The organism is Fibrobacter sp. UWB3 (genome assembly GCF_002210405.1).
Classification (GTDB): Bacteria; Fibrobacterota; Fibrobacteria; order Fibrobacterales; family Fibrobacteraceae; genus Fibrobacter.
This window is the reverse complement of the sequence record NZ_MWQJ01000002.1, coordinates 218,347-243,241: the sequence shown is the minus strand read 5'-3', so window position 1 is coordinate 243,241 and position 24,895 is coordinate 218,347. Positions and strand designations below refer to the sequence as shown.

Annotated in this window: 19 protein-coding genes; 7 read left to right on the top strand and 12 right to left on the bottom strand. The window is 48.3% G+C overall.

All coding sequences use genetic code 11. The features are described 5' to 3' along the window. Positions 1-152: 152 nt before the first annotated feature. From orn to lgt, 3 genes are read left to right on the top strand one after another with little or no spacing between them, the layout of a single operon-like run. Complete coding sequence (gene orn / locus B7991_RS03600) at positions 153-692, top strand: oligoribonuclease (RefSeq protein ID WP_088629631.1); 540 nt, start codon at positions 153-155, stop codon at positions 690-692. Between the two features lie 4 nt (positions 693-696). Further along, positions 697-2,031: a penicillin-binding transpeptidase domain-containing protein gene (locus tag B7991_RS03595; RefSeq protein ID WP_088629630.1), complete on the top strand. Its 1,335-nt coding sequence runs from the start codon at positions 697-699 to the stop codon at positions 2,029-2,031. A gap of 33 nt (positions 2,032-2,064) precedes the next feature. Further along, positions 2,065-2,931, top strand: coding sequence for a prolipoprotein diacylglyceryl transferase (gene lgt / locus B7991_RS03590; protein ID WP_088629629.1), 867 nt, complete (start codon positions 2,065-2,067; stop codon positions 2,929-2,931). Here lgt and B7991_RS03585 read toward each other — a convergent pair. After that, on the bottom strand, positions 2,918-4,609 hold the full coding sequence (locus tag B7991_RS03585) for a hypothetical protein (protein ID WP_088629628.1): 1,692 nt from the start codon (positions 4,607-4,609) through the stop codon (positions 2,918-2,920). The two genes, lgt and B7991_RS03585, sit on opposite strands and share 14 nt — an antisense overlap. Before the next feature lie 150 nt (positions 4,610-4,759). Between B7991_RS03585 and B7991_RS03580 the strand changes: the two genes are divergently transcribed. Together B7991_RS03580 and B7991_RS03575 are read left to right on the top strand one after the other, a co-directional pair. After that, positions 4,760-5,359, top strand: coding sequence for a TIGR01440 family protein (locus B7991_RS03580; RefSeq protein WP_088629627.1), 600 nt, complete (start codon positions 4,760-4,762; stop codon positions 5,357-5,359). Between the two features lie 46 nt (positions 5,360-5,405). Continuing rightward, positions 5,406-7,040 carry a transporter substrate-binding domain-containing protein gene (locus B7991_RS03575; protein WP_088629626.1) on the top strand — a complete coding sequence of 545 codons (1,635 nt, stop codon included), beginning with the start codon at positions 5,406-5,408 and terminating at the stop codon, positions 7,038-7,040. An 82-nt stretch (positions 7,041-7,122) separates the two neighbouring features. Here the strand turns inward: B7991_RS03575 and B7991_RS03570 are convergent, their stop codons facing one another. Together B7991_RS03570 and B7991_RS03565 are read right to left on the bottom strand one after the other, a co-directional pair. Next, entirely contained in the window at positions 7,123-7,911 is a 789-nt protein-coding gene (locus B7991_RS03570) for a hypothetical protein (RefSeq protein ID WP_088629625.1), read from the bottom strand. Beyond that, on the bottom strand, positions 7,908-8,663 hold the full coding sequence (locus B7991_RS03565; RefSeq protein WP_088629624.1) for a hypothetical protein: 756 nt from the start codon (positions 8,661-8,663) through the stop codon (positions 7,908-7,910). The genes B7991_RS03570 and B7991_RS03565 overlap by 4 nt, the downstream gene beginning before the upstream one ends. Positions 8,664-8,796: 133 nt before the next feature. Between B7991_RS03565 and B7991_RS03560 the strand changes: the two genes are divergently transcribed. Then, complete coding sequence (locus tag B7991_RS03560) at positions 8,797-10,272, top strand: hypothetical protein (RefSeq protein WP_088629623.1); 1,476 nt, start codon at positions 8,797-8,799, stop codon at positions 10,270-10,272. Further along, a complete protein-coding gene (locus B7991_RS03555; RefSeq protein ID WP_088629622.1) occupies positions 10,269-11,519 on the top strand; it encodes a hypothetical protein in 1,251 nt (416 codons plus the stop codon). Before B7991_RS03560 ends, B7991_RS03555 begins: the two co-directional genes overlap by 4 nt. A gap of 134 nt (positions 11,520-11,653) precedes the next feature. Here B7991_RS03555 and B7991_RS03550 read toward each other — a convergent pair whose 3' ends face one another. The 9 genes from B7991_RS03550 to purL all read right to left on the bottom strand — a co-directional run bounded on the left by B7991_RS03550 (position 11,654) and on the right by purL (position 24,785). After that, complete coding sequence (locus B7991_RS03550; protein WP_088629621.1) at positions 11,654-13,033, bottom strand: glycoside hydrolase family 5 protein; 1,380 nt, start codon at positions 13,031-13,033, stop codon at positions 11,654-11,656. A 144-nt stretch (positions 13,034-13,177) separates the two neighbouring features. After that, positions 13,178-14,395, bottom strand: a complete 1,218-nt coding sequence (locus B7991_RS03545) for a DUF4419 domain-containing protein (protein ID WP_088629620.1) — start codon at positions 14,393-14,395, stop codon at positions 13,178-13,180. A gap of 18 nt (positions 14,396-14,413) precedes the next feature. Further along, positions 14,414-15,667, bottom strand: coding sequence for a hypothetical protein (locus B7991_RS03540; RefSeq protein WP_088629619.1), 1,254 nt, complete (start codon positions 15,665-15,667; stop codon positions 14,414-14,416). A gap of 273 nt (positions 15,668-15,940) precedes the next feature. Next, complete coding sequence (locus B7991_RS03535) at positions 15,941-16,432, bottom strand: hypothetical protein (RefSeq protein WP_088629618.1); 492 nt, start codon at positions 16,430-16,432, stop codon at positions 15,941-15,943. Further along, positions 16,414-17,022: a carboxylesterase gene (locus B7991_RS03530; RefSeq protein ID WP_088629617.1), complete on the bottom strand. Its 609-nt coding sequence runs from the start codon at positions 17,020-17,022 to the stop codon at positions 16,414-16,416. The genes B7991_RS03535 and B7991_RS03530 overlap by 19 nt, the downstream gene beginning before the upstream one ends. Positions 17,023-17,073: 51 nt before the next feature. Further along, entirely contained in the window at positions 17,074-17,937 is an 864-nt protein-coding gene (gene rhuM / locus B7991_RS03525) for a virulence RhuM family protein (protein ID WP_088629616.1), read from the bottom strand. Positions 17,938-18,104: 167 nt separating this feature from the next. Then, positions 18,105-19,565 carry a radical SAM protein gene (locus tag B7991_RS03520; protein WP_176421750.1) on the bottom strand — a complete coding sequence of 487 codons (1,461 nt, stop codon included), beginning with the start codon at positions 19,563-19,565 and terminating at the stop codon, positions 18,105-18,107. Positions 19,566-19,634: 69 nt separating this feature from the next. Continuing rightward, a complete protein-coding gene (locus B7991_RS03515) occupies positions 19,635-20,606 on the bottom strand; it encodes a hypothetical protein (protein ID WP_088629614.1) in 972 nt (323 codons plus the stop codon). Between the two features lie 303 nt (positions 20,607-20,909). Then, complete coding sequence (gene purL / locus B7991_RS03510; protein WP_088629613.1) at positions 20,910-24,785, bottom strand: phosphoribosylformylglycinamidine synthase; 3,876 nt, start codon at positions 24,783-24,785, stop codon at positions 20,910-20,912. Positions 24,786-24,895: the final 110 nt, after the last annotated feature.

The window sequence follows — 24,895 nt, the reverse complement described above, 5'->3', positions numbered from 1 at the left end:
CGAGGGATCCAGTGAAATTTTCATGCTAGGAATGGAGATTCCCGCTCAGTGGCGGGAATGACAAGTCAAGAAGCGGGAATGACAAGTCAAGAGGTGGGAATGACAAAAACAAGGCGGGAACACGATTCAAAAAAATGCTATTATTCGCGCGTATGCCAAAGAGTTCTCGAAATTTAGTTTGGATGGACCTGGAAATGTCCGGTCTCTATCCTGAAAAAGATGTCATTCTCGAAATTGCGACCATTGTTACTGACGCCAACTTGAACATCCTCGCCGAAGGCCCTGTTATCGCTATCCACCAGCCCGAAAACGTTTTCGAAAGCATGGACGAATGGAACACACGGCACCACAACCAGAGCGGCCTCGTGGACCGTTGCCGCCGTTCGCAGTATTCCCTCAAGGACGCCGAACAAGAAACGCTCAAGTTCATCAAGCCGTTTACCGAAAAAGGCAAGAACCTCCTCTGCGGAAATTCCATCACGCAAGATAGGCGCTTTTTGTACAAGTACATGCCCGAAATTTCGGAATGGCTCTGCTACCGCAATATTGACGTGAGCTCCATCAAGGAACTCAGTTACCGCTGGTACCCGAACCTCGAAGATTTTCAGAAAGAAAAACGCCACGAAGCTTTAAACGACATCCGCGAAAGCATCGCCGAACTCGCCTATTACCGAAAGACCATCTTCAAGTAATTCTATGGAAAGACTCCCCTATGCCCAGAGAATGCGCAACCGCTGCATTGCGATTACTGTTCTTGTCACGATTATTATTGCCATTGTTCACTGTTCCACCAAAGACGATCCGGTTCCACCCGCAGAACCTGCCGAGCCACAAGTTGCAACAGCCGTAGACACACTCGCCCAAGCCATAGCCCCAAGCGATACAAATCAAAATCCGAACGGACTTGTCGCCCTGAAAGGCATCGAAGACGAAGACTTTGAAAGCTCGGGCAACACAGCCAACGGAAATGTGGCAAGCGCCACAAACGCTACTGCCGAAAGCACAGACAGCGTCCGCGACACGCTCCATATCAAAGCACAAAAAGATCCGCTCCTCGCCGACAAAATCGACATTCTTTTACGCCGTTACCACCCGGACTTGGGCGTTATCCTCGTCGTGGATACCAAGACAAACGAAATCATCGCCTGGGGAGAACGCCGAGACGGTCAGGTTCAGAACAAGCCCGACTACATTGGCCGCACCACCTTCCCCGCAGCATCGCTTGCAAAGCTTGTGACGATTGCCGCCGCCATGGAAAGCAACCGCTACTCGCTCAACACGCCCATTCCGATGATCGGACGCCACCACACGCTTTACCTGAACCAGCTCCGCGTCCCCGAAAAGTATAACGGCCCCACGATGGAACTCTCCGAAGCGTTCGCCCGCTCCGCCAATCCGCCAATGGCCATCGTCGGTAAAAACGTCGGAGGAAAGCGCCTCAACGCCGCCGCCGCAAAACTCGGCTACAACAAGAACTTCCCTGGCAACGCCCCGAATGCCTCGCGCTACACCGCCCCGGACACGGGTTACGGCCTTGCCGAAGTCGCCTGCGGCTTTACAACCTCGACGACACTTACGCCGCTCCTCGCCGCAGCGCAAGTCCGTGCAATCCTCACCAAGAAGCCCCTTGAAATTCCATGGGCTCGCGACATGGCTCCATTCGCCCCGCAAAAGCCACTCGCCCTCAACCTTGGTAAATTCACCGAAAACACATACTACGGTCTCCGCGAATCCATGCTCCGTTCCGTGACACAGGGGACAGCCCGCAAGCACATGTCCACAAAGAACATGGCCCGCAAGAATTTCGAAGCGCTCCGCCTCGGCGGCAAGACAGGCTCTCTCGATGGAAACGACCCCGCCGGACGCTACGACTGGTTCATGGGATTTGCAGAAGCGAAAAACGATCCGAACAAGTCCATTGTCGTCATCGTGATGCAGATGCACAAGGAAATGCGTTCACAACCGGCAACGCAGGTAGCCGCAACCGTCATCAATTACTGGGCACACCAAAACCTGGACCTGAAAAAATAATTTAGATTTAAACACAAAAGAAGAAGGCTTATCATGGAATTATCTTGGTGGAACTTAATACCGACTTATTTTGATGGAACGGCATTCCAGCTCGGGAATTTCCCGGTGCGCTGGTACGGCATCATGTACATTTTTGCGTTCGTGACTGCCTACATCACCATGTGGAAAATCAGCCAAAAAGAAAAGCTCGGCTACACCAAGGAACAACTCGACAACATCTTCACGTGGATTATCGCGGGCATTTTGCTAGGCGCACGCCTCGGTTATGTGTTCTTCTACAAAGCAAGCTACTATCTTGCAAACCCGACTGAAATTTTATTCCCGATGATCCATGACGACCTCGGTTACCATTTTGTCGGGATTTCCGGAATGTCATACCATGGCGGCCTTATTCTCGGCATCATCTTCTTCTGTATCGGCGCAAAGCGCAACAAGCTCGACGTCTGGAAAACATTGAACCTCGCCATGCTCGCCGCCCCGCTAGCCTACACCTGGGGCCGCTGGGGCAACTTCATCAACGGTGAACTTTTTGGCGAAGCAACGACTAGCGCTATCGGCATGTGGTTCCCGCTCGCTCACGACAGCACGCTAGCAAACCCGATTCTCCACCACCCGAGCCAGCTTTACGAAATGGTCTTCGAAGGCATCGTGCTCTTTATCGTCTTGTACAACCTGCGCAAGATCCCAAAGCTCCACGACAAGATTCCTTGCCTCTATTTGATGGGTTACGGACTGTTCCGCTTCTTCATTGAATTTTTCCGCAAGCCGGATGCACACCTCGGACGCGTGGACCTCTTTGGCATGAGCCGTGGACAGACTCTCTGCTCCGTGATGATCCTCGCAGGCCTTGTGTGGATGATTTATCTGTTCTATAAAGAAAAGAAAGCTAATAACCCTTAAACAGGTTTTCCCAGAGGCTGCGTTCTTCTTCGAACTTCTGGGCAAACAGCTTGCTCACTTTCTTGTAAACCGCCTTGACGTGTTTAGCGAGCTCGTCGGTCACATAGTTTTCAGCACCGCCATCGTCGGCACCAGCCTCATTCATGAGCTTCATCCACTGGCTTTCCTGATTCTTGCTGCCTAACGTAGACGAAAGCGACGTATCCTCGTAGCACTTATTGTCCATGTAAGACTTCCAGACAGACTGCGGGATTTTTTCAAGGAACTTCTTGATAAACGGTTCCGCATTCGTAGAATAGCCATAAGAATTACCGATCAAGCAAATCAAAGGCACATTGATAACGCGCCCGACATTGACACGGCTCCACGCTTCGTCCGTCATGTCGAGAGTCGCATTGTACAGGTCTTCAGCAGGCTTCGGTTCGTTATAGAAGTTGTCAATTCCCAAATGCGCATCACGCAAATGATTGAGGAAATCCGACAACGGCGAAGAATCATCTACAGCCGTAGTTTCAGCAACCCCGGCATTGACGGCAGACGCAAGCGAAGCAGTCTTGCCATCTACGACCTCACCCGATTTCTTGGCATTGGCCTGAATTTCCAGATTTTCACATTGATCCATGACCGTGGAATCAAACGACGAAGAAACACGGAACTTGTGATAGAACCTGATGTTTCCTTCTTGCGACTGGAAATAAAGAGCCTTGTACTTGTCATTGTCTTTGAACAAATTTGCAAGAGCCCTGTAAGCGCGGTGTCTTGCACCCCCAGACGTAAATTTACCACGATGGATAGAAACAAAGCAGTGGAATGCGCGCACGCAACCGTTCGTATCGATGACCGTAATACCGTCGTAGTTCAGCATCGAGATGAACATCTTTCGGATAAAGTTCTGTTCATACAGGTCACGGAAAGTCTGCGTTTCAAGCATGGAATCCGGCTTGATTTGCATTTCCTTGTAATCGTCAAAAACAATCTTGCCGCTGTCGAAATTTTCGTCTTCATTGCCGTTCCACGACGGATCGACAAACAGGCAGATTGTGCCATGGACTTCCCTCTTGATCTGCGAGAAAAGCCCCGCCCAGAAGCCCTTGGGGTACGATTCCAGGTTATTGTCTTCTAAATTGTCAGAGAACTCATTTTCATCCAGGTCAAAACGGATAAGCAAGTGATCGTTGACCCCGGACGAGGTATGGGAATTTATACAAATCTTGGAACGGTTGACGCATTCAATCAGCAAAAAGCCTTTTTCGAGAAGAGCGCGTTCGGTTTCACCCGCATTGCCGATATCCGACTGGAACACCCCCACCTGGATCGCGGACTCCGCCTTTTCTCGGGTCTGGGTCTGCTGAATAATCAGGTCGCAGCCGCTCTTGCAGAAATGAATGACGTCTTTCAAGCAGGCCTTGACGCGTTCCTTGAAAAGGCTCTCTAAAGCATCTCCCGAAAATTCATAAATGCGGCGGTTCCAGCCCATGGGCGGGTTTCCGTTACCCATGATGATTCTGAACGTAAAATGGTCGTTTTCTTCCTGATAATGCGGTACGCTCGGCAAAATTTCGATAATAGCATCAATAACCGCTTCCTTCATATCGGGAAGCTTGCGCAAAAAGAACTCCTTGATTCTCTTTCGGTCGAGTCCAACGACGTTCGAAGAATTGTCAATTTCTCCACTCATATAAACCCATCAAGTTTCTTATTAATAATATACATTGCTATATCATTTTTTGGACGGGAACATCCTATTTTTTTGTTCCAATTTGCGCTATTTTTGCCTAAAACGGCAAAAAAGACTATCTTTTGAATTGCTTTTAGCAGGAGTTTTAATATGGCAGGAATTACTTACGAAATTGACGACAAGAACATCGTTGAACAAATCAAGTCTGATGCCATGAAGGTCGCAGCAGAACTCGTCGAAGTGGCAAAGCTCAAAAAGGGCGACATTGTCGTCGTCGGCTGCAGCACCAGCGAAACTTTAGGAAACCAGGTCGGTAGCCACTCCGTCCCGGAAGTCGGCAAGGCCATTTTTGACGGTCTCCAGAGCATTTTCGGGGCCAAAGGCGTCTACATTGCCGCCCAGTGCTGCGAGCACCTGAACCGCGCCATCATCATCGAGCACGATGCCGTCCCGAATGCCGAAATCGTAAATGTCGTGCCACAGCCCAAAGCTGGCGGCTCCTTCGCTACCGCTTGCTACGCAAGCTTCAAGGCTCCCGTAGCGCTCGAGCACATCAAGGCAAATGCAGGCATAGACATCGGCGGGACCCTTATCGGCATGCACCTCCGCGAAGTCGCCGTCCCGGTGCGCTTAAAGCAGAACCACATCGGCAAAGCCATCATTATTGCAGCCCGTACCCGCCCCAAGTTCATCGGAGGTGAGCGTGCGCACTACAACGATTCCCTGAAGGATGGATATCCGGAGTTTTAGCACTTTTTTGTTGCTTTTTCATTTTATTTTCTTACATTTAGCGTATATGAAAAAACGAGTTGCTCTACTTTTCGTTGTTTTCGGTGTTTTCTTCGCTAACATCACCGGTTGTAATGGATTTTCCAAGGACCCTCCACACAATGTCTCCAACGCAAATTCATCCCTATACACAATCGGTGTCGAAGAAAATTCCAGCATCTACGAGAATGTCTCAAAGCAGCTTACCAAGGCCAAAGTCAAGCAGTATCCAGACTTAATAACCGCCTATTTCGCATTGCAAGTTGGCGATATCGACATCTTGTCATACAACGAGATTATCCTCTCGCATACCTTTAACGACAGCATGAGCGGGCTTACGTTTATCGATAACGATATGAACTTGCCCGAAGAATTCGTTATCGGCATGAACAAGCACAGTGCCATCCCCGATCTCAAGGGAATTATCAACAAGCTTATCGATAGCTTAAACGCCGCAGGGACTCTCGCCGAGCTAAACGACCATTGGAACAAGAACTCAAAAACAAATCCGCTAATCAGCACCAAGGAAAGCGAATCCGAACAAGTCCTGAGAATCGCCACATCAGCCGACGTTCCCCCGTTTTCATTCACTAGCGGGAACCAGATTGTCGGGTTTGATATCGATTTAGCGAAGCTCCTCGAAGAAAAACTGAACGTCAAGACCAAGATTATCAAGACGGACCGCAACAAGCTCGTCACGACACTCAAGAACAACGACGCAGACCTCATCATTTCGGCATTCACCGTCTGCGAATGCTTCCAGAACGAAATAGACTATTCAAAGCCCTACTACATCGGAAAAACGGCTTTTGCCATCCGAAACGACTTTGGCAAAGAGGCAACAATCAGCAAAGTTCCTAAGATGACGTATCTCGAACCGAAGAAACCGGACGAGATATACAAGCTTACCGACCTCTCCGGTAAATTTGTCGGAGTCCAGACCGGGACAACGCTCGACGAGCAGGTGCAGCAGCTCATCAAGCTTCCGCGCATCCAGTATTTCGCGAACATTCCCGAAATGACCAAGGCTCTGGAACAAAGAAACCTGGACGGCATCGCGGTGGACTACTCGGTTGCAGAATCCATCCTCAAGCAACATCCGGATTTTTCGATTCTTAAAGACCGCCTGAACAAGGATGAATTTGGTATCGCCATGGGCAAGAACAGCCCGCTCAAGGCCAGTATCGATTCCTGCATCAAGGTGTTACAGCAAAAAGGCGAAATCCAGAAAATCAAGAACAAGTGGTCCAAGAACAAGTCCGCCGTCAGAGTGATGAAACAGGACTGGATCGGAACGGACACGCTCGTTGTCGGTACAGAAGCACTTTATGCGCCCTATGAATTTTACCAGTGGGGCGAGCTTTCAGGCATCGACATCGACATCATGTACACCATCGGCAAGATGCTGAACAAGAACATCAAGTTTGCAGACATGAATTTTGACGTGTTGATTCCGTCGCTCGTGAACGAGAAGACAGACCTCTGTATTGCGGCCATGAGCATCACCGAAGAACGCAGCAGTCTAATCGACTTCTCGATTCCTTACGACAAGAACGAATCCGTCATCGTCGTACACACGCCCCAGCACGCCATCGAAAAAATCGGTGACTCCACAGGAATCTTAAGCCAAATCTTCCAGAAAATACAAGACTTGTTTGATTAAGTCGGCAGAACTTAGTCGGCAGAACTTAGAGATCTGAGCATTGTTCTAAGCTCTAAGTTCTAAGAGCGAAGCGAGCTAAGTTCTAAATAGCTTTGTGGTGCCGCATGGCACGAATGTTGCGCGGCAAGACTTCCTTGTGCCACTTGATCCATTCATCGTAATAGATGTAGCGTTTTTCACGCTGGCGGAACTCGCGCCCATGCACAACGCGGCGCCCGCCCCGTTCTTCCACAGGAATCACGATATGCAGGCACTCGTGATAAACGACCCCCGCAATTGCATACAAAGGACAATTTGCTGCATCATAACCGCGGCTGATACTAATCAGATGGAAGCTCTCGCCCGTCACCGGATCCTTGCGCACGGAATGGAAGCTTAAGCCACCCACGCGGTTGCTCCACGTGATTCGGCATGTGAGCGCTCCATCGAAATACGTATTGTTGATAGCGGCGAGCACATCCGTCAAGTTGTGATGGACGCCCTGCGGACGAATTGGCGGCAAGCGTCCCTTGCTCGCCAGCGGAGCTTCACCTTTATCTGTAAAAATTTGGTCTACCGCCTGCCAAAAGCGGTTTACCAAGTCCTTGATAATAGCCTTGTTTTTCTGCGTTTTACGACGCACCGCATGTTCAGCCCACTCTGCGGCCAGTTCACGAGCATCGGCAAATTCAGGGGCCTTCATATACGCAGGCAGCAGGACTTCCGGATGCCCGAACAAGAACCCGCCCTTGCAGCGGATGCTTTTTTTCATCAGGGGATTGTACTTGAAATGCACAAGGCCGTTGGCGGAACATTCCGGCGACGGCGCCTTGACTTCGGGCACCTCCGGTTCAGCGACAAAGCCGAACAAATCCAACTGCCCATCATTCACGCGCCAAGCACTCCTTCATAGCCATTCAGTGCCAAGAGACCGCCAAAAAAGCTTTCGGGCAAGTCCAGAGCCGCATAATGTTCCGAGATCCCGTAAACAGCATCTTCAACAACATCTGGCATATAAACTATGTAGCTATCATTCTTTTCGGTCTGGAGCATATCTGGCGTGCAGTACTTCGGATCTGTTTCGCTAAAGTACATACGGCAAGAGACCGTGCGCAGTGGATAGACAGTGCAGTCCCCCACCCCGTTCGAGAACGGGCACGAGTGCCACCAGGAGAAATAGTCGTGGAGCGCCTTGTCTTCGGCATCATCTTCAGAAAAGCCCTCTTCCTTGCGCGATTCGAACAGAGATTCAAACTTGTCCGACCGCATCTGGCAGGCCTCCATCAACGACAGGAGGTCGTCCCTCTTGCGCAGCTCGCTGTACATGAAAATCAGCTCAAACGGTTCCACCGACATCGGGTAGTGGTGGCAACAGTTCCCGCAGGCGGGCCTACACTGGATTGGGCGCGGCTGTTGTACGAGCACGGCCTTCAAGTACTGGTCGTAGGCGGCATGATATGCTTCGGTGAACTTGAGTATTTCGGGCAACTGTTCGCGCAAATTGTCCGGACCTATGGCGCATTCGCGGCCCAAGGCGGTCGCAATTCCGTCTAGACGGTCCCTTTCGACCCGGAGCAGGGTGGACAGTCGCATTTCGGCAATGCGATAAGCCTTCGTCGGAAAATACTCTTTATAAGCATTCATCGAGCGCAAATATATTTTTTTACGAGAATACCGTAAAAAGCGCAAATAAAAAAAAGCACCTTATTCATTTTTGAAAAAATGAAATTATTTTATTACATAGGGTAATGAAATAATATTTTTCAGGATCGGCAATATGAAAAAAACATTGCAAGGCAAATGGATGTGGCCTACGGCAATAGCATTGTCTATAGGCATTGCAGGTTGCAACCTGTTCCACCCAACAGATGGCCGCGATGCAGATAGCGATGATGCTGCAGCGCTGACTCTTGAAGGTCAAAAAGAATTCCAGAACGCAAACTACCACGCGGCCCGTACATTTTTCAGCAGAGCCATCAAAGCCGACTCCGGACACTCGGAAGCTTGGGTCGGGCTGTCCAAATCAGTCCTCCACACCCAAAAAGGTATCAATGTATTTGAGCTAGTTTCCTACGCACAGACCAAGGAATCAGAAAACGGCAAAACCGAAAGCGCATTCAATACGATGTCCGACGCAAAGGCGGATTCCATTTCAAGAGGAATCGATTCCGTCATGATTTACCTGAACAAGTTCATAGCCCGAGACACTACAGGCAAGACGGACAAGAAAGTCAGGTTCAGGGATATTGCCGACAGCTACACCATTTTGCAGCTCACCAAGGCCGCCCTCCGTATCAGGGCCGTAAGAAACCAAATGCAAGAAAAGCTTTCACTTACATCCGTAGTCTCTGCTAACAATTCAGGCATGATGATGGACCTTACCGTGCTTAGCGAAATGGGCGACAGCCTCAAGCCGTTCCTTAACGACATGGCCTCCGCCGCTGAAGCTATCAAGGTTGCTCCAGAAGCCGCCGCTGAAATCATCAAGGCTTACCTCCCCGACTCTACCCGCCAGGACTTTGACGACGATGACTACGCCGATGTATCCGTTGGGCTTGCCAACTCCATTATCCAGATGAACGACAGAGCCCAGAGTGTCGAAGAAGACCGTAATGACGTGTTCTTCAAATTCGGCAACAGTCGTGATGACGACGGCGATGGCTGCGTAGACGAAGAAGTTCTTGACAATTACGACAACGATGGCGACGGCGAAATAGACGAAGACGTTCGCGACAGCCGTTCGATTGTCTTGATGAAGAAGAGACCGCAAAATTATGAAGAATTAAAAGCAGCAAGCCAAGATGTAACGAATTACGACCTCACGAAGGCCCAAGTGGATTCGTTAAAATTCATCGAAAAATACCATCCAGTAGACATCGACATGAATGGAGTATTTGGTCCTGTGGTTGAAGGTGATCCTGAATCTCCCCCAAATGACCCTTATGAATGGCATTACGTCTACAGCGATCCAAATGAAAGAGACGAACAAAAGAACCACCTGCTCCAATTCACAAACAAACTCAAATTCAATTATACCAAGAACGGGTTGTTCCTCGAAAAGGATAACGATCCTGTGATGCAGGACGCTGAAGAAATCGAATCCTTGATCAAGAACAAGGAACTCATCCGCAAAGACACTTTGTACCCGCCTAAGTACAGTTTGAAGGATCGCAAGAAAATGGTAGGCGGATGCTGGAACAATTACACGGAAGAACAATTCCTCCAGTGGTTTAATAGGGGAGACGCAGAATGAATAAATTAACTTTACTTGCCGTTCTCGCCTGTACTTTTAGTATAGCTTCTGCAAAAGCGCCGACGCATTTTTCGTTGCGTGCGGAATCCATGGGTGGCGCCCATGTCGCAGTTGTCGATGATAAAGAAGCCATCCACTATAACTATGCTGGTTTGAGCCAAATCAACCGCCTAGGCAATTACGAAAAGCGCCCAGAGCAAGGATATTACCCCCGAAACTGGATTGGCGACATGCGCCTCACATTCGGTGGTGCGGGTGACATTTTCAAGTTCCTATCTACGTATAGCGACGTGAAGGATGTCCAGGACTTGTTCAGAGATGCACAAAAAGATGCCGGATCCCAATCCAGCCAGACAAGTGCCATTCTCGATTCCTTGGTCAAGAACCCCAAGTACATCAAGACATTAAACTCTTACGACCATAAGACCATGGAAGCAAGAGTGAAGTTCGATGCAGAAATGGCATTCCATAACTTTGGTGCCGCATTCTGGATAAACGGAGGTGTTGCGCCGTACATCGATGCAGGCTTAATCCTCCCCTACGTCGTTGTGGACACTTTCGTTATCGACGCAGTCGCACAGATTGGTGGTGCCTACGAAATCATCCCCAACCAACTTTCAGTCGGTTTGGGTGGTAAAATCGCCAAGCGACACAAGACCAACATGGTAACCATCGGCCTTGCCAATTACAGCACGATCGTCGACACCCTTAAGGATCAAGCAAGCGACGCCACGGACAATTTCTTCGATTCCAAGACGTTCTCGTTTGGCCTCGACTTAGGCGTGCTTTACCAGTTCAACCGTGAAATACGATTCGGCGCATCGCTCAGAGACATTTACTTCAAGTCTCTCGCTGGTGAAACGTTAACTCCGAATTTTACCATCGGTGCAAACTACAGCCCGAAATTCATGAACAGCAATACAGGCTTTGGCCGCAAATTTAACGTGGCCGTAGACTTTGCCGACATGTTCAATGCCGATAGAAATTACAAGTTCTTTAGCCACCTGAATTTCGGTTTTGAAATTGAACAGACGCTTGCCGCAATTCCGGGACTCAATAACGAAATCCGCTTTATCGCTTTGCGACTTGCAGGCGGTTTCAGAGGCGGTTACCCGTCAGCGGGTATCGGGCTTGAAGTGTTGCGATTCTTCTCGATCGAAGCCGCTACGTGGGGCGAAGAACGCGGATACTACACCGGTCAGGACGAGAACCGAATCTACATGGTGCAAGCAAGCATAGGATTCTAGCTTAAACAAAGGTCGCGCATTGAAAAGCGCGGCTTTTTTAATGACGAGAAAAGGCGGAGTTGAGCTCCGCCTTTTATGTATGAGGTTAGGGATGACTTATACACTTGTCACCCCGGACGCCGTTCCGGGGTCTATTATTTTTTCACTTTCACGACTCTTGCCTGCGGGTTCTGCTTGCCGAGCAAGTCGTAAGTGCGGGAGGTGCGCAAGCTGCGGGACTGCACCGGGCGATTGCGCTTAAAGATGGAAATCGTACCATCATCGGTCTTGAAGTTTTCCACATGCGTAATGCCGTTATTCACGTAATCCGTAAGGCCGTATGCGTGACGCATGATGTTCAGAACGTCCTTGTCGAACACGGAGCCGTCCGGAGCAGACTGCCTGCGGATAATCGTCATGTTGTTTTCGCCTTCGTGACCCGTATCCCAAGCAATCGGCACCACCTTGTTTTGTTTTGCAAGTTTCATCACAGCATCGTAATAAGCGAGGCGGCCCTTGCGGTGTTTCGCATAATTGTCACCCGTCAACACGCCCACGCGGTCATTCGCACCGAACTCGCCGATAATCACAGGCACGCCCTTATCGACAAAATTTGTTTTCATTTTGCCAAACTGGTCCTGAATCTGAGCACTGGTACACTTGTCGCCCATGGCCCCCGCCCAGGCGTTGTAGCCGCAGTTATGCACGATATCCGCACCTGTCGCGAGGTCATCGCCCCAGTAGTACTGCGGGTAAACCTGCGCGCCCCAATCAACAACGTCATTCAACAGCGTGTAGGTATAAGGGTCATAGAAATGCACTTCGACCATCAGGCGGCTCGCAATTACATCCTTCGGGAGTTTGCTCACAGGCATCACTTCACTCGTGCGGTCGATGCTTGTCGAAGGGCCCTGTATCACGAGCGTACGGCTAGCGTTATTGCCACCCGTTGCACGCACGGCATCCACAAACGACTGATGATAAACCATCAAAATTTCAGTTTCGTGCTTGTAATTGTCATCTGTAGTTGCAGGCTCGTTTGCACTGGCGAAAAGCAAATTTTCGTTGTAGTTTTTGAAGTGCGTTGCGATTTGCGTCCAATAAGATTTCTGCTTAGCGTTCACCTCATCCTTCTTGGCATCCTTCAAGTTTTCTTCGAGCCAGCCGCCATCCCAATGGATATTGAGAACCGTCACGAGCCCCGCGCGCATGCACATATCCACCACAGTCTGCACCGAATCCATCCAACTTTTGTTGATGACTCCATTACTCGCATGGCTATCCCAAGCGCAAGGAATGCGAATCGTGCTGAAGCCCGCCGCCTTGACCGAATCAATATACGCCTCGGTCGGGAACTTGTTGCCCCACCCCGTCGGATTCCCTGGAACTTCCATCGTGTTTCCAATGTTTATGCCAAAGCCCATCTTCGCAAACATTTCGTTTGCCGTCGGCAAATCAGCCGCGAAGGAATTTGACACCAATGCAAAAGAGAACGCGCTGCAAAGAGCAGCAACGCGAATGTGCTGTTTCAACATAGTTAATCCTTTGGTTCTATGCCATTCGCGTTTTATCCCCAAACAACGAAAGATCATACACCGAATTTAAATATATAACAAAGAACGGCGAAAGCCCAAATTCTGCCGTTAAAAGCGTTGACGATTTGTCAAATGAGGTATGGGCTATGGGGTCGCTAAGCTTTCGAAAAGAGCGTAGCCTCGGGCAGCTTTCAACATATTCGTGGTGGTATCAACTTGAATACCAATAAAACCGGTATAAAGCCTCAAAGGAATCATTTTACCTAAATACTTCCATTCAATCCGTATCGAGGTCACACCTCTAGGAACATTACTAACATCCAGTTGTTCATTCCAATCCGAAGAATGCCTTCTATAAGCATCAATACGTTCGTTCATGTAATTGCTCTCGTTTATATCTAATCCTGTGTACGGGAAAAATCTAGAAATCCAACCATTAAAGGTCACATTTCCACAAAATTCTGGAATGTAACGCTTGTATATCCCTCTCCAATGTTCCATATTTATTTTGCCTTCAAAGACATTGATAAATTCATCAAGAACAGGATTAAGCCCAACGGCCCACCAATCCATATCCAGACGCGATGCAAGTCTGTTAAAAGCATCCTTGAGCAAAACCCAGTCTTCTTTTTTACCATTTATCTTGATTTTGGGGATTCCGCAAAGCGTAGAAACCACATACTCGTAATATTCCGCAGCCACAGCCATGACCATCGCACTAGAAATGTTATAATCCACCGGACTTGTCGTCGAGAACTTTGTTTTCAACGGTAATCCAGTCTCTTCAGGCAACTTAGACTGCAATGCATCAAACAAATTCGCAAACGTCCAGAACCATTCATAATGCGTTGATTCGGTGGTCAGCGAATTGTCCTCAAAAGTAACTACAGTATCCGTTCCCGGAGTAACAAACTTATCTTTCAAAGCTTCGCGATTGCTTTTGACATGGTAGCGGAAACCATCCAAAATCATAAGCCAAATATCATCTGGATTTATTTCCAGGGAATAATGATTGGCAAACGCAAGTTCAACGACATCAAAGAATGATGATATATCAGACGTTCCACTGATAAAAGGGCTTATCGAATCAGAATACGCATAAAAAATCTTGCGCCCTCTTTCTTGTTTATTTTTAGAAAAATGTTCTGCAAAACCACCCTTTTCAACAGGAACAAGTTTTTCTTTAAAAGGTTTGCTTTGAACGCTAGAATCAACGATCATGACATACGCACTCGTATCGCGGACAAAGCCTTCGAAACTTTGCTTCACGTTCGAAGACAATTTGATGACTTTTTCGTCTCCGCAAGAAGAGAGAACGCATGCGGCAAGGATGAGGAAAAAGAATTTGTAAAGGCTACGCATACTAACAATATAAAAAATTTATTCTTCCACAAAGCAGGCCGGAATTTTAAGCTTCACGACTTGATTTAAAGAAAGGTCTTCTTTGACGTACATAGCATGATATCTATCAAACAACGTGTATATTGTCGGAAATTTAATCGGCTTTTTAGTGAATAGCGGCTCTCTTTTTATACATTCCAAATAATTAATTCCGCCCGTAGCAAAGTCCTTCGTAAATCGGATTTCATCACAATGTTCTTTGATTTTATCTGAATAGCCGATAATTTCAACGGAATCTTTTTCATTCCCCTCACCCCTACATTCTTGGGAATATTCTCTAGAAAAAGAGAGATGGACCTTTTCTGACTTGACAATTTCTTGTGCAGCGACATAGCTCCAAATTTTACGCGATTGTAATTCCGGTGGCAAATTATCGGAGATATACATACACGGAAGGGGATCCATAAGACGAGTTTGCACTTTTGGCGGCATCCAGCCATAATATAAAATGGACTTAACTTCTTCCAAAAAATCCTTATACTCGAGATGTTCCGTGTTCATCGAGACATTCGTAACGCGGCCACTATCCCCAAACGTAATCGTAGCATCAACAGAAAGATTAAAGCCCTCTTTATAATATCGTTTGAAAGTTCTGTCAAGAAGCCAACGACAAGGTCTTTTCACACTATTAACAAGTCCCGTTTCAAATTCGCGTGGTGGCATCGTATCACTAAGAAATTTTCCTTCTTTTAATTCAAATGTATCAACATATATATTCACTTTCAATGCTGGTAGATTCGGTCGTGTTTTGAATTCCGCAGTTTTGCCTTCCGTAGAAATTTTTCGATCTTTGAAAAAAGTATAAATAGGGGCCAGTTTTTTCATTCTGCCGTAGCCTTGCAGCGAATACACAATTCCTTCAAACAGGGTATCCCAAGAATAAGAATTTTCATAGTAGAACAAATAATCAATCAGTTTCCCTTTTTGAAATAAACTAACAGACAAATTCACTTTATCTAAGAAATCATCTTTAAGAATTCTTTCAAATTCAACATTTTCTTCATCAAGCACCGCGGCCTTGGCAAATTTTTTGATTTCCTTCAAGCTATTCGTTGTGTAGGCCAAGCCCTGCGCGTTATAAACAACCATAGAGTCCGCCAACGCTAAAGATTCTTGCAAAAGTCGCGGTTTTCCAGGAATAAAATCAACAGAAACATTATCACGTTTCTGTTCGCAAGAGAGCAGAACGCATGCGGCTAAGAAGAGAAAAATGAATTTGTAGCAACATTTCATGCTAATAATATAGATATAACGTTATTAGCAGATTTAATGACGAATGGTAAAATAAAGTATAAAATGGAGATTCCCGACTGTCATCCCGGACTTGTTCCGGGACGGGAATGACATACTGCATTTCGTCATCCTGAATGAAGCGCTAGCGAAATGAAGGATCCAGTAAATTCTTGTAGTGCAAAAGCGAAAAATTGACTGGATCCTTCCTCCCTTCGTTCGTCAGGATGACGGTCTCCAAAGATGACAAGCCGGAATGACAGGGGTGCAACGGGTTTATTTGCCGCTCATGATGGTGGCGAGGTCGGCTCCACTCAAATTGGTCTTTTCGTTAAGGGCGGCAACGATTGCGGTAAGCGACTTTTGGCAAGCCATCATGAGGTTGTAAACTTGTTCGACAACGCTTGTTTCGGCAAGTTGGTAGTAATAGCAGGCCGCCTGAAAGCTTTGGTAATCGGGATCGCTCCTGTAAAGTTCCATCGGAAGTTCTTTCATAACAGTGTCGAGATCGCAAGCGAAATTTTTGCGGATTAAAAAGTCCGACATGTGGCCAGCAATGGCGATGTGAGCGGCACCATCGAGCGAGCTCCCGGGCATGCGCGTGGCACTCGGTTTTTCCTTGGAATTGTTGATTCTGACGTAATCAATTTGACGCTTGAACAGGAATGCGATTAGAGCGTGGCCCGCCTCGTGGCGGCAAAGTTTTTCAAATTCTTGTTCACCGAAAAATTCAATTAAGTTTTCGCGAGTTAATGTTTGTTCTGACATTTTTCAATCCACCTGTCTAAAAAATCCATCTGTTCGTCGGTATGGAACCAATGTTCACCGCCTTGCATAATCGTGAGCGACGCGCCCACTTTTTGAGCAAAATCTCGCATCGTTTCGAGGTCGGTCAAATTGTCATTGGAACCGTACAAAATATGCGTCGGGATATTCCATTCGATGGGATTTTCTCGCACGTAGCAAAGGTATTTCCAAGAAAGCGTCTCGCCGAAATTCGTCGCAATTTCGCCTTTTTCGCGGAGTTCATCTTCGGAGACATTCGCCCACAGCATCATATTGCAAATGAGCTTTTCCAAATTTACCATCGGCGAAATGAAGAACGCCTGCTTGATGCGGTTACCGCCGAGCGCGTTCATCGAGAAGAACGCGCCAATGCTATTTGCGATAAGCACGACTTCGTCGTAGTTTACAGCAACCGAGTCAAAGTAAGCCGAGAATTCCTGCTTGGCGTCCCACGGGGTTTCCGCCTTGTAATCAAAACCGATGACATCAAAATCTGGGAAAAGAGGTTTGTAATGATTGGCCTCGTCGGCGTTACCGCCTTTCCCGTGAATGTAAATAACGAGCTTTTTCATTTTTCACATAGAAAATACAAAAAACTACACCTTTCGGCTAGAGATTGAGATTCATTTTACCAAAGCAAGCAACTGTTCCTTGGTCACAAGGTTCAGTACCGAAAACGCCGTCATTTTACAGCCTAAATCCATAATCGACGCACCAATGTGATATACAGTTTCGTCAATAATGATAAATCTGTCGTGAACCTCACGCATTGTCCGCAATACAACAGTCGGAAACTGGCGATTTATGCGGTCAACTTCATCGTTCATCGCACGCGTAATTCGAGCGGAATAAATGACGGCATTGACACCAGCAACTCGTTTTGCAACAAGCGAAAGCGATGTATCATTAGCAAACGGATCTATGATTATGATTTCTTTTTTCGCGGAGCGAACTAACTGAACCGCAAATTCATAACCACTCCAATGAGCATTAGCAGGAATAACACCTTCACTAGGAGGCAAATTTGCTTTGACAAAGAAGTCCACCTGTTTTTCAAGGTTAATAACACGAGAGTCCAAATTCTCGAGTTTATTTTCTTGAGAAATCAATCGTCGATTAACACTATATCCCTTAAGCAAATGCTCTTTGAGAACCTGATTTGCCCATCGACGAAATTGTGTACCTTGGATAGATTTTACTCGATACCCGACAGAAATGATGACGTCGAGATTGTAGAAATTTGTAGGTTTGGTAGAAAAATCGGAATTTCCGATTTTTCTTACCGATTCATTTTTCAATATTTCACCCTCAGATAGGGCATTTAATATATGCTCGTTTATAGTTGAACGAGATTTCCCAAAAAGAAGAGCCATTTGATCAATCGTCAGCCATACTGTTTCGTTTTCAACTCGTACAGGCAACTGAATAGCACCTTCAGGCTGGTACATGATAATTTCACCATCTAATGATAAATTTTTCTTATTCATAATACCTCCAGCCGACTACATACAAAAAAAGACGGCATAAAATCGTTCAAGAATTAAAATAGATTTTCAGAATGTCATATTATGACATTGCAGTTTATTTTTATAAAAAAAATCCGCCCCTGCGGTGAAGCAGGAAGCGGATTTACTACATAATGCTACAAAGCTATTTACTTGCTTGCGTATGCAGCTTTTGCAGCCATGTCAGATGTCATATATCTGAGATCTTGTATAAGATTCGGATCCTGACCTCCGGACAGCGAAACGGCCTCTTGCATAGCGCGCAAGCCTTCTTCAGCCTGACCGAGTCGGTACAAGGCCAAAGCACGACCACCCATAGCATAAGTGTCCATGCTATTGATGTTCAAGGCCTTCTCGTTTGCTTCAAGGCACGATTCATAGTTGCCGCACATGAATTCACTGTAACCAATCGCCCTGTAAACATCGGCGTTATTGGGTTCCAGTTCTTGCGCACGTTTCAAAGCAAAGGAGGCTTCTTGGTAGTTGCCCTGAGGAATCAACGCTTCGGCCAGCTTGAGCAAAGCAGAAGCACTGTCGCACTTGCCATACTTCGTTTCCTTTTCCTTTAGAGAAAGGTTGTATGCGCAATATTCATTTTCCTCATAAATGCTACCCTTCATCGTGAGACGCGTATTCGGGCAGCCGCCAAGGCACTTGGAACCATAAATGCACTTTTTGCAAGAGCCAGAAAGTTTGTTCTTTGTCATCTGGCGACGCCACAAGAACGCATTTTCATCTTCCCAAATTTCACGCAGCTTTCTTTCGCGGATATTCCCTTCGATGAATTCCTTGGAACGAATCGAAGTACAACCCAAGATATCACCATTATGCAAAATCCCGAAACCACGAATTCCCGCATTGCAGCCATCCCACAAGGAATAACCATTTGACTTGTAGGACATACGCCTTGTTTCAAGATCCTTCATTGAATAGTATCCAATACAATCCGCAGGATAAATATCGATCCTACCCTCTTTTGCCGTATCGTAACAAAAATCAATGATATCCCTGACCTGTCTCGGTTCAAGGAGCCAATCAGGGCGTTCCTTCAAATTGCCCATAGGCAAACCAAGTTGAACCTGCCACGTGTCAACGCCCATGCGGATAAGCTCTTCCTTCAATTCCGGAAGAATATCCATATTCTGCTTCGTGATAGTCGTGACGGCACCGGTCTTTATTCCCAATTCCTTCATTGCGGCGAAAGCTTGCCTAGCATGTTCAAAGGCACCTTTTTTCCTGATTTTATCATGGATTTCAGGCGTTCCGTCAATGCTAATCGCAACCGTGGCAATTCCATTCTCTTTTAACTTTTTTGCCATCTTTGCGTCAAGGAGCCAACCGTTCGTGATCATATTCACGATAACGCCATTACCAGAAAGACGTTTCACCAATTCAGGCGTATCTTGTCTCGTAAGAGGTTCGCCTCCAGACAAGGTAATCCATTTCAGTCCAATATCAGCAATCTGATCACACAAATCAAGAGCTTCCTCGGTGCTCAATTGTCCCGGGAGAGCGCCCTCACAAGAAGAACCACAATGCCCACAGCGAAAGTTGCAGCCCATCGTTACTTCCCAGACTGCAGTGATGGGCTGATACCCAATATTTGCCATAAAAACCTCTAAGCAGCCTGCCAGCATTCAAGGCCAGCAGGCTGTTTTTATCATGTATTCTGATTTATTTTAACAGTCAGACTTCTGCGAATCGCACTTGAAGCCGTACATAAAAGCAGCGTCTTTTTTCGTTGCTGCATCTTGAACGCCGCACGGATAGCCGTACTTCAAGGCGGCATCCTGTACTCCGCAGGGATAACCATACTTCAAAGCGACGTCATTTGTACAGTTCTTGTAACCGTATGCCATGGCTGCTTCCCTGTTCGATGCAGCATCCTGAACACCGCAAGGATAGCCATACTTCATCAAAGGCAAATCGCAAGGATAACCGTACTTCATCAAAGGAGCATCATTTGTGCCGCAGGGGTAACCGTACTTCAAAGCGGCTTCTCGATTTGGAGATGCGTCCTGAGCTCCGCAAGGATAGCCATACTTCATCAAAGGCAAATCGCAAGGATAACCATACTTCATCAAGGGTGCATCATTTACACCACAAGGATACCCATACTTCACTACAGGTGCTTCGCTTGTATTGCAAGGATAACCGTACTTCATCAAGGGTGCATCTTGAACGCCACAGGGATAGCCATACTTCATCAGGGGAGCATCCTGAACTCCACAAGGATAGCCATACTTCACAACGGCTTCTTGCGAGCCGAGAACAAGGCCATAGGGCATTGCTGGGCCGGCAACAGCTCTGATTGTAGCGTCAGAGTTTTCGCTAAATTTTGCAAATTCATCAGAATCGCTCGGAATTACGTTCAACAGCACCGTATGCGTCTTTTTCGTAGCGGACATATCCGTAAAGTTAATCAACGTGAATTCAAGTTCAGACTTGTCTTCCGTTGCAGAAACAGCTCCAAACCAGAATCTCTGGATAACAGGAGCAACCCCTGTTGCTGTTGAGATTGTCTCTGTACTCAACAGAGCGATGCCCTGCGGAAGTTTGGTCAGAGTCCAACCATAATTTGTGGAACCGAACATTGATTGCAGTTCAATCGAGAAGGATTGACCCTGTAATACAACCATTTCTTTTGCCATAAAATACCTCTTTTTGGTGAATTATTGGAAATTCATCATTTATCTTAAAAATTTATTTTATGGTTAGCTAATTGTAATAAAAATATAACAAAACTTTGTAAATAATACTTTATTATACAAAACAAATAAACTATTAAAAACAAGCTATAAAAAAATCCGCCCCTGCGGTAAAGCAAGAAGCGGATTTGTCTAGACTTAACTGGATCCTTCGAGGCTATTCGCCGCTCAGGAAGACTCGGTCAAAGGTTGTTCCCGCTCGAAAGCGGGAAAGACAATGCGCGGGGCATGTTCGCCTCGACACCATTACCCTACGAAGATACGGCCGTTGCGGAAGAGCTGCATCCACGGGCCATCTTCACCCCATTCTGCCGGGTGCCAAGAGTATTGGCAAGTGCGGAACACGCGTTCCGGATGCGGCATCATCACGAGAGCGCGGCCGTCTTCAGAGCAGAGGCCGTTGATGCCAAACGGGGAGCCGTTGGGGTTCAGCGGATAGCGTTCGGTGTATTCGTGCTTGCCGTCGACATAGCGGAGTGCCACGAGACCCGTCTTGAGGCAGGCTTCGGCAGCTTCGCGGCTTGCGAATTCAGCACGGCCTTCACCGTGAGCAACAGCGATCGGGAGGACAGAACCTGCCATACCCTTGAGGAGCACAGCCGGCGTATCTTCGACCTTCAAAGAGCAGTAGCGAGCTTCGAAGCGTTCGGAGATGTTCTGCACAAAGCGCGGCCAGTGCTTAGCGCCCGGAATCAAATCCTTGAGGTTCGAGACCATCTGGCAGCCGTTGCAAACGCCGAGCGTGAAGGTATCCTTGCGGTTGAAGTAAGCTTCGAATTCAGCGCGAGCCTTCGGGTTGAACAAGATGCTCTTGGCCCAGCCTTCGCCTGCACCGAGAACGTCACCGTAGCTAAAGCCACCGCAAGCAACGAGACCGTTGAAGTCCTTGAGGCTTACGCGACCAGAGAGGATGTCCGTCATGTGAACGTCGATGGATTCGAAGCCAGCCTTTGCAAATGCAGCAGCCATTTCGAGTTCACCGTTGACGCCCTGTTCACGAAGTATTGCCATCTTCGGGCGGCTTGCGTAATCCTTGATGACCTTGGCGCTAGCAGCGAGATCGAAGGTGACCTTCGGCGTAATACCCGGATCGTCCTGTTCGAGCTTGAGCTTGTATTCGCTTTCGGCACATTCCGGATTGTCACGGAGAGCGGCAATGCGGCGAGTCGTATCACTCCAGATGGCGCGGAGGTCAGAGAGGCCTTCGGCGTAGTCGCCAATCACAATGTTGTACGTATCGTTGAGCTTACCGATTTCAGAAACGGTATCGCCGAGACCGACAGCTTCGAAAGCAGCCTTCACAGCAGCGAGGTCTGCGTTTGCGACCTGGAGAACGGCACCGAGTTCTTCGTTGAACAAAGCGTCAATCACATTGCCCTTGAGAGCTGTAGCATCGAGTGTCACACCCACGTGGCCTGCGAAAGCCATTTCGACAACCGTCGTAAAGAGGCCACCATCGCTCTTGTCGTGGTAAGCGAGAATCTTTCCATCGGCATTGAGCTTCTGGATCGTTTCGAAGAAGGCGCGGAGTTCCTTAGCGGAATCGACATCCGGAGCCTTGTCGCCGAGGAGGTTGTAAACCTGAGCGGCAATGGATGCACCCATGCGGTTCTTGCCACGAGCGAGGTCCACGAGCACAAGCGTCGTGTCCTTCTTCTGCAAGAGCTGCGGCGTGAGCGTCTTGCGAACGTCAGCGCACGGAGCAAAGGCACTAATCACAAGAGAAATCGGAGCGGTCACGCGGTGGCTACCCTTTTCGTCCTGCCACACGGTGCTCATGCTCATGGAGTCCTTACCGACCGGAATCGTAATGCCAAGTTCCGGGCAGAGTTCCATACCGATGGACTTCACAGCTTCGTAAAGGTCAGCACCATCGCCTTCGTAATTCGGCGTAGCCATCCAGTTTGCGGACAAGTTTACGCGGCCCATATCCGGGACACAAGCGGCAGCCATGTTCGTGAGGGATTCAGCAACCGTCATGCGGGCTGCTGCAGCCGGAGAAATGAGAGCGATCGGAGCGCGTTCGCCCATACTCATGACTTCGCCTTCGTACGTGTCGAGTGTTGCACTCGTCACGGCGCAGTCAGCAACCGGCACCTGCCACGGACCAACCATCTGGTCACGGCAAATCATACCCGTCACGGAACGGTCACCAATGGAAATCAAGAACGTCTTATCTGCAACGGTCGGGTTAGCAAGCACGCGATGTGCAAGGTCCTTCACCGTCACGCCAGCCGGCACCACCTGAGAAGAGAGCGGGCGTTTCTGGGACTTTTCATTGCGAATCATGCGAGGCGGCTTGCCGAGCAACACTCCGAGCGGCATGTCAATCGGAGTCGTACCGAAGTGCTTGTCCGTAAGGGTCAAGTGCTTTTCAGGGATAGCCTCGCCCACAACTGCGTACGGGCAGCGTTCACGCTTACAGATAGCGTCGAACACATCGAGTTTGTCACCAGCAATAGCGATAACATAACGTTCCTGGGATTCGTTACTCCAGATTTCGAACGGACTCATGCCCGGTTCGTCGTTCGGCACGTTGCGGAGTTCAAACTTACCGCCGAGACCACCATCGTTCACGAGTTCCGGGAAGGCGTTAGAAAGTCCACCTGCACCCACGTCATGAATAAACGTAATCGGGTTTTCTTCGTTCATCGCCCAGCAGCGGTCGATGACTTCCTGGCAGCGGCGTTCCATTTCCGGGTTTTCACGCTGCACAGAAGCAAAGTCGAGAGATTCATTACCGGCACCGTTAGCCACAGAGCTTGCTGCACCACCACCAAGACCGATCAACATGGCCGGACCGCCGAGAACAATCAAGTGGTCACCCGGGTCAATGTGGCCCTTTTCAATGTGCTGGTGCTTGATGTTACCGAGACCGCCAGCAAGCATAATCGGCTTGTGGTAACCACGAACTTCGGTCCCCTTTTCAGAAGAAACTTCCTGTTCGAACGTACGGAAGTAACCGAGGATGTTCGGACGACCGTATTCGTTGTTGAATGCGGCACCACCGAGCGGGCCGTCAATCATAATGTCGAGAGCGGATGCAATGCGGGACGGGCTACCAAAGTCCTTTTCCCACGGCTGAACTGCACCCGGAAGCTTGAGGTTCGAAACGCTGAAGCCCGTAAGGCCAGCCTTCGGCTTGGAACCCTTACCCGTTGCACCTTCATCACGGATTTCACCACCACTACCCGTAGCGGCACCCGGGAACGGAGAAATTGCAGTCGGATGGTTGTGGGTTTCGACCTTCATGAGGATATCGACTTCTTCGTTGTGGAAGTCGTACTTGTTGTTGCGCGGGTCAGCGTAGAAGCGGCCTGCCGTTGCACCCTTCATCACAGCAGCGTTATCCTTGTAAGCGCTGAAGATGTTGGAATTGTGGAGCTGGTAAGTGTTCTTGATCATCTGGAACAAGGACTTGTCCTGCTTCACGCCGTCGATGGTCCATTCGGCACCGAACACCTTGTGGCGGCAGTGTTCCGAGTTGGCCTGAGCGAACATGTAAAGTTCCACGTCGGTCGGGTTGCGCTTGAGTTCAGTGAAGTTCTTGACGAGATAATCGATTTCGTCGGCGGAGAGGGCAAGGCCCATTTCCTTGTCGGCCTTCACGAGAGCGTTGCGACCTTCGGTAAGCACCGGAATCACATTGAGCGGACGCGGTTCTTCCTTGCTGAAGAGCACTTCGAGAGCGGCAGTATCAGCAAACACGGCCTGAGTCATGCGGTCGTGAATCTTGGCAGAAATCTTTTCGCGAGCGCCTGCCGGAGCAGCACCTTCAAACTTCACGTAGTAAGCAATGGCGCGTTCGATGCGCTTGATTGCCGGGAGGCCGCAAATGTGAGCGATATCGGTAGCCTTCGAGCTCCACGGGCTGATCGTACCCGGACGCGGGCAGACCACAAAGAGTTCACCTTCGAGCGCCTTGACTTCGCGCATCGGGCCGTAATGAAGGACCTTTTCGAGCGTTTCCTTTTCGGAAGCGGTCAGGTCGGCGGACAGATCCACCACATGGAGGAATTCGGCATACACAGATGCAACCGGAATCCCAGCGGCCTTAAAATCAGATGAAAGCTTTTGCAGACGGAAATCCGACAGAGCCGGAGTACCACGAAGAATGAGCATTTTGACCTCTTTTAGCCTAAATATTTACCGCCCCAAATATAGCAATTTGAGGATATTTTCAAACGGAAAAGGCTCCGCAAAATGCGGAGCCGTTTCGATAAAATGTAAAT

Bases quoted from the DNA above. Each gene is read 5' to 3' on its own strand.
- orn (WP_088629631.1), top strand. From the start codon at position 153: ATGCCAAAGAGTTCTCGAAATTTAGTTTGGATGGACCTGGAAATGTCC.
- B7991_RS03595 (WP_088629630.1), top strand. From the start codon at position 697: ATGGAAAGACTCCCCTATGCCCAGAGAATGCGCAACCGCTGCATTGCG.
- lgt (WP_088629629.1), top strand. From the start codon at position 2,065: ATGGAATTATCTTGGTGGAACTTAATACCGACTTATTTTGATGGAACG.
- B7991_RS03585 (WP_088629628.1), bottom strand. From the start codon at position 4,609: ATGAGTGGAGAAATTGACAATTCTTCGAACGTCGTTGGACTCGACCGA.
- B7991_RS03580 (WP_088629627.1), top strand. From the start codon at position 4,760: ATGGCAGGAATTACTTACGAAATTGACGACAAGAACATCGTTGAACAA.
- B7991_RS03575 (WP_088629626.1), top strand. From the start codon at position 5,406: ATGAAAAAACGAGTTGCTCTACTTTTCGTTGTTTTCGGTGTTTTCTTC.
- B7991_RS03565 (WP_088629624.1), bottom strand. From the start codon at position 8,663: ATGAATGCTTATAAAGAGTATTTTCCGACGAAGGCTTATCGCATTGCC.
- B7991_RS03560 (WP_088629623.1), top strand. From the start codon at position 8,797: ATGAAAAAAACATTGCAAGGCAAATGGATGTGGCCTACGGCAATAGCA.
- B7991_RS03555 (WP_088629622.1), top strand. From the start codon at position 10,269: ATGAATAAATTAACTTTACTTGCCGTTCTCGCCTGTACTTTTAGTATA.
- B7991_RS03550 (WP_088629621.1), bottom strand. From the start codon at position 13,033: ATGTTGAAACAGCACATTCGCGTTGCTGCTCTTTGCAGCGCGTTCTCT.
- B7991_RS03545 (WP_088629620.1), bottom strand. From the start codon at position 14,395: ATGCGTAGCCTTTACAAATTCTTTTTCCTCATCCTTGCCGCATGCGTT.
- B7991_RS03540 (WP_088629619.1), bottom strand. From the start codon at position 15,667: ATGAAATGTTGCTACAAATTCATTTTTCTCTTCTTAGCCGCATGCGTT.
- B7991_RS03535 (WP_088629618.1), bottom strand. From the start codon at position 16,432: ATGTCAGAACAAACATTAACTCGCGAAAACTTAATTGAATTTTTCGGT.
- B7991_RS03530 (WP_088629617.1), bottom strand. From the start codon at position 17,022: ATGAAAAAGCTCGTTATTTACATTCACGGGAAAGGCGGTAACGCCGAC.
- rhuM (WP_088629616.1), bottom strand. From the start codon at position 17,937: ATGAATAAGAAAAATTTATCATTAGATGGTGAAATTATCATGTACCAG.
- B7991_RS03520 (WP_176421750.1), bottom strand. From the start codon at position 19,565: ATGGCAAATATTGGGTATCAGCCCATCACTGCAGTCTGGGAAGTAACG.
- B7991_RS03515 (WP_088629614.1), bottom strand. From the start codon at position 20,606: ATGGCAAAAGAAATGGTTGTATTACAGGGTCAATCCTTCTCGATTGAA.
- purL (WP_088629613.1), bottom strand. From the start codon at position 24,785: ATGCTCATTCTTCGTGGTACTCCGGCTCTGTCGGATTTCCGTCTGCAA.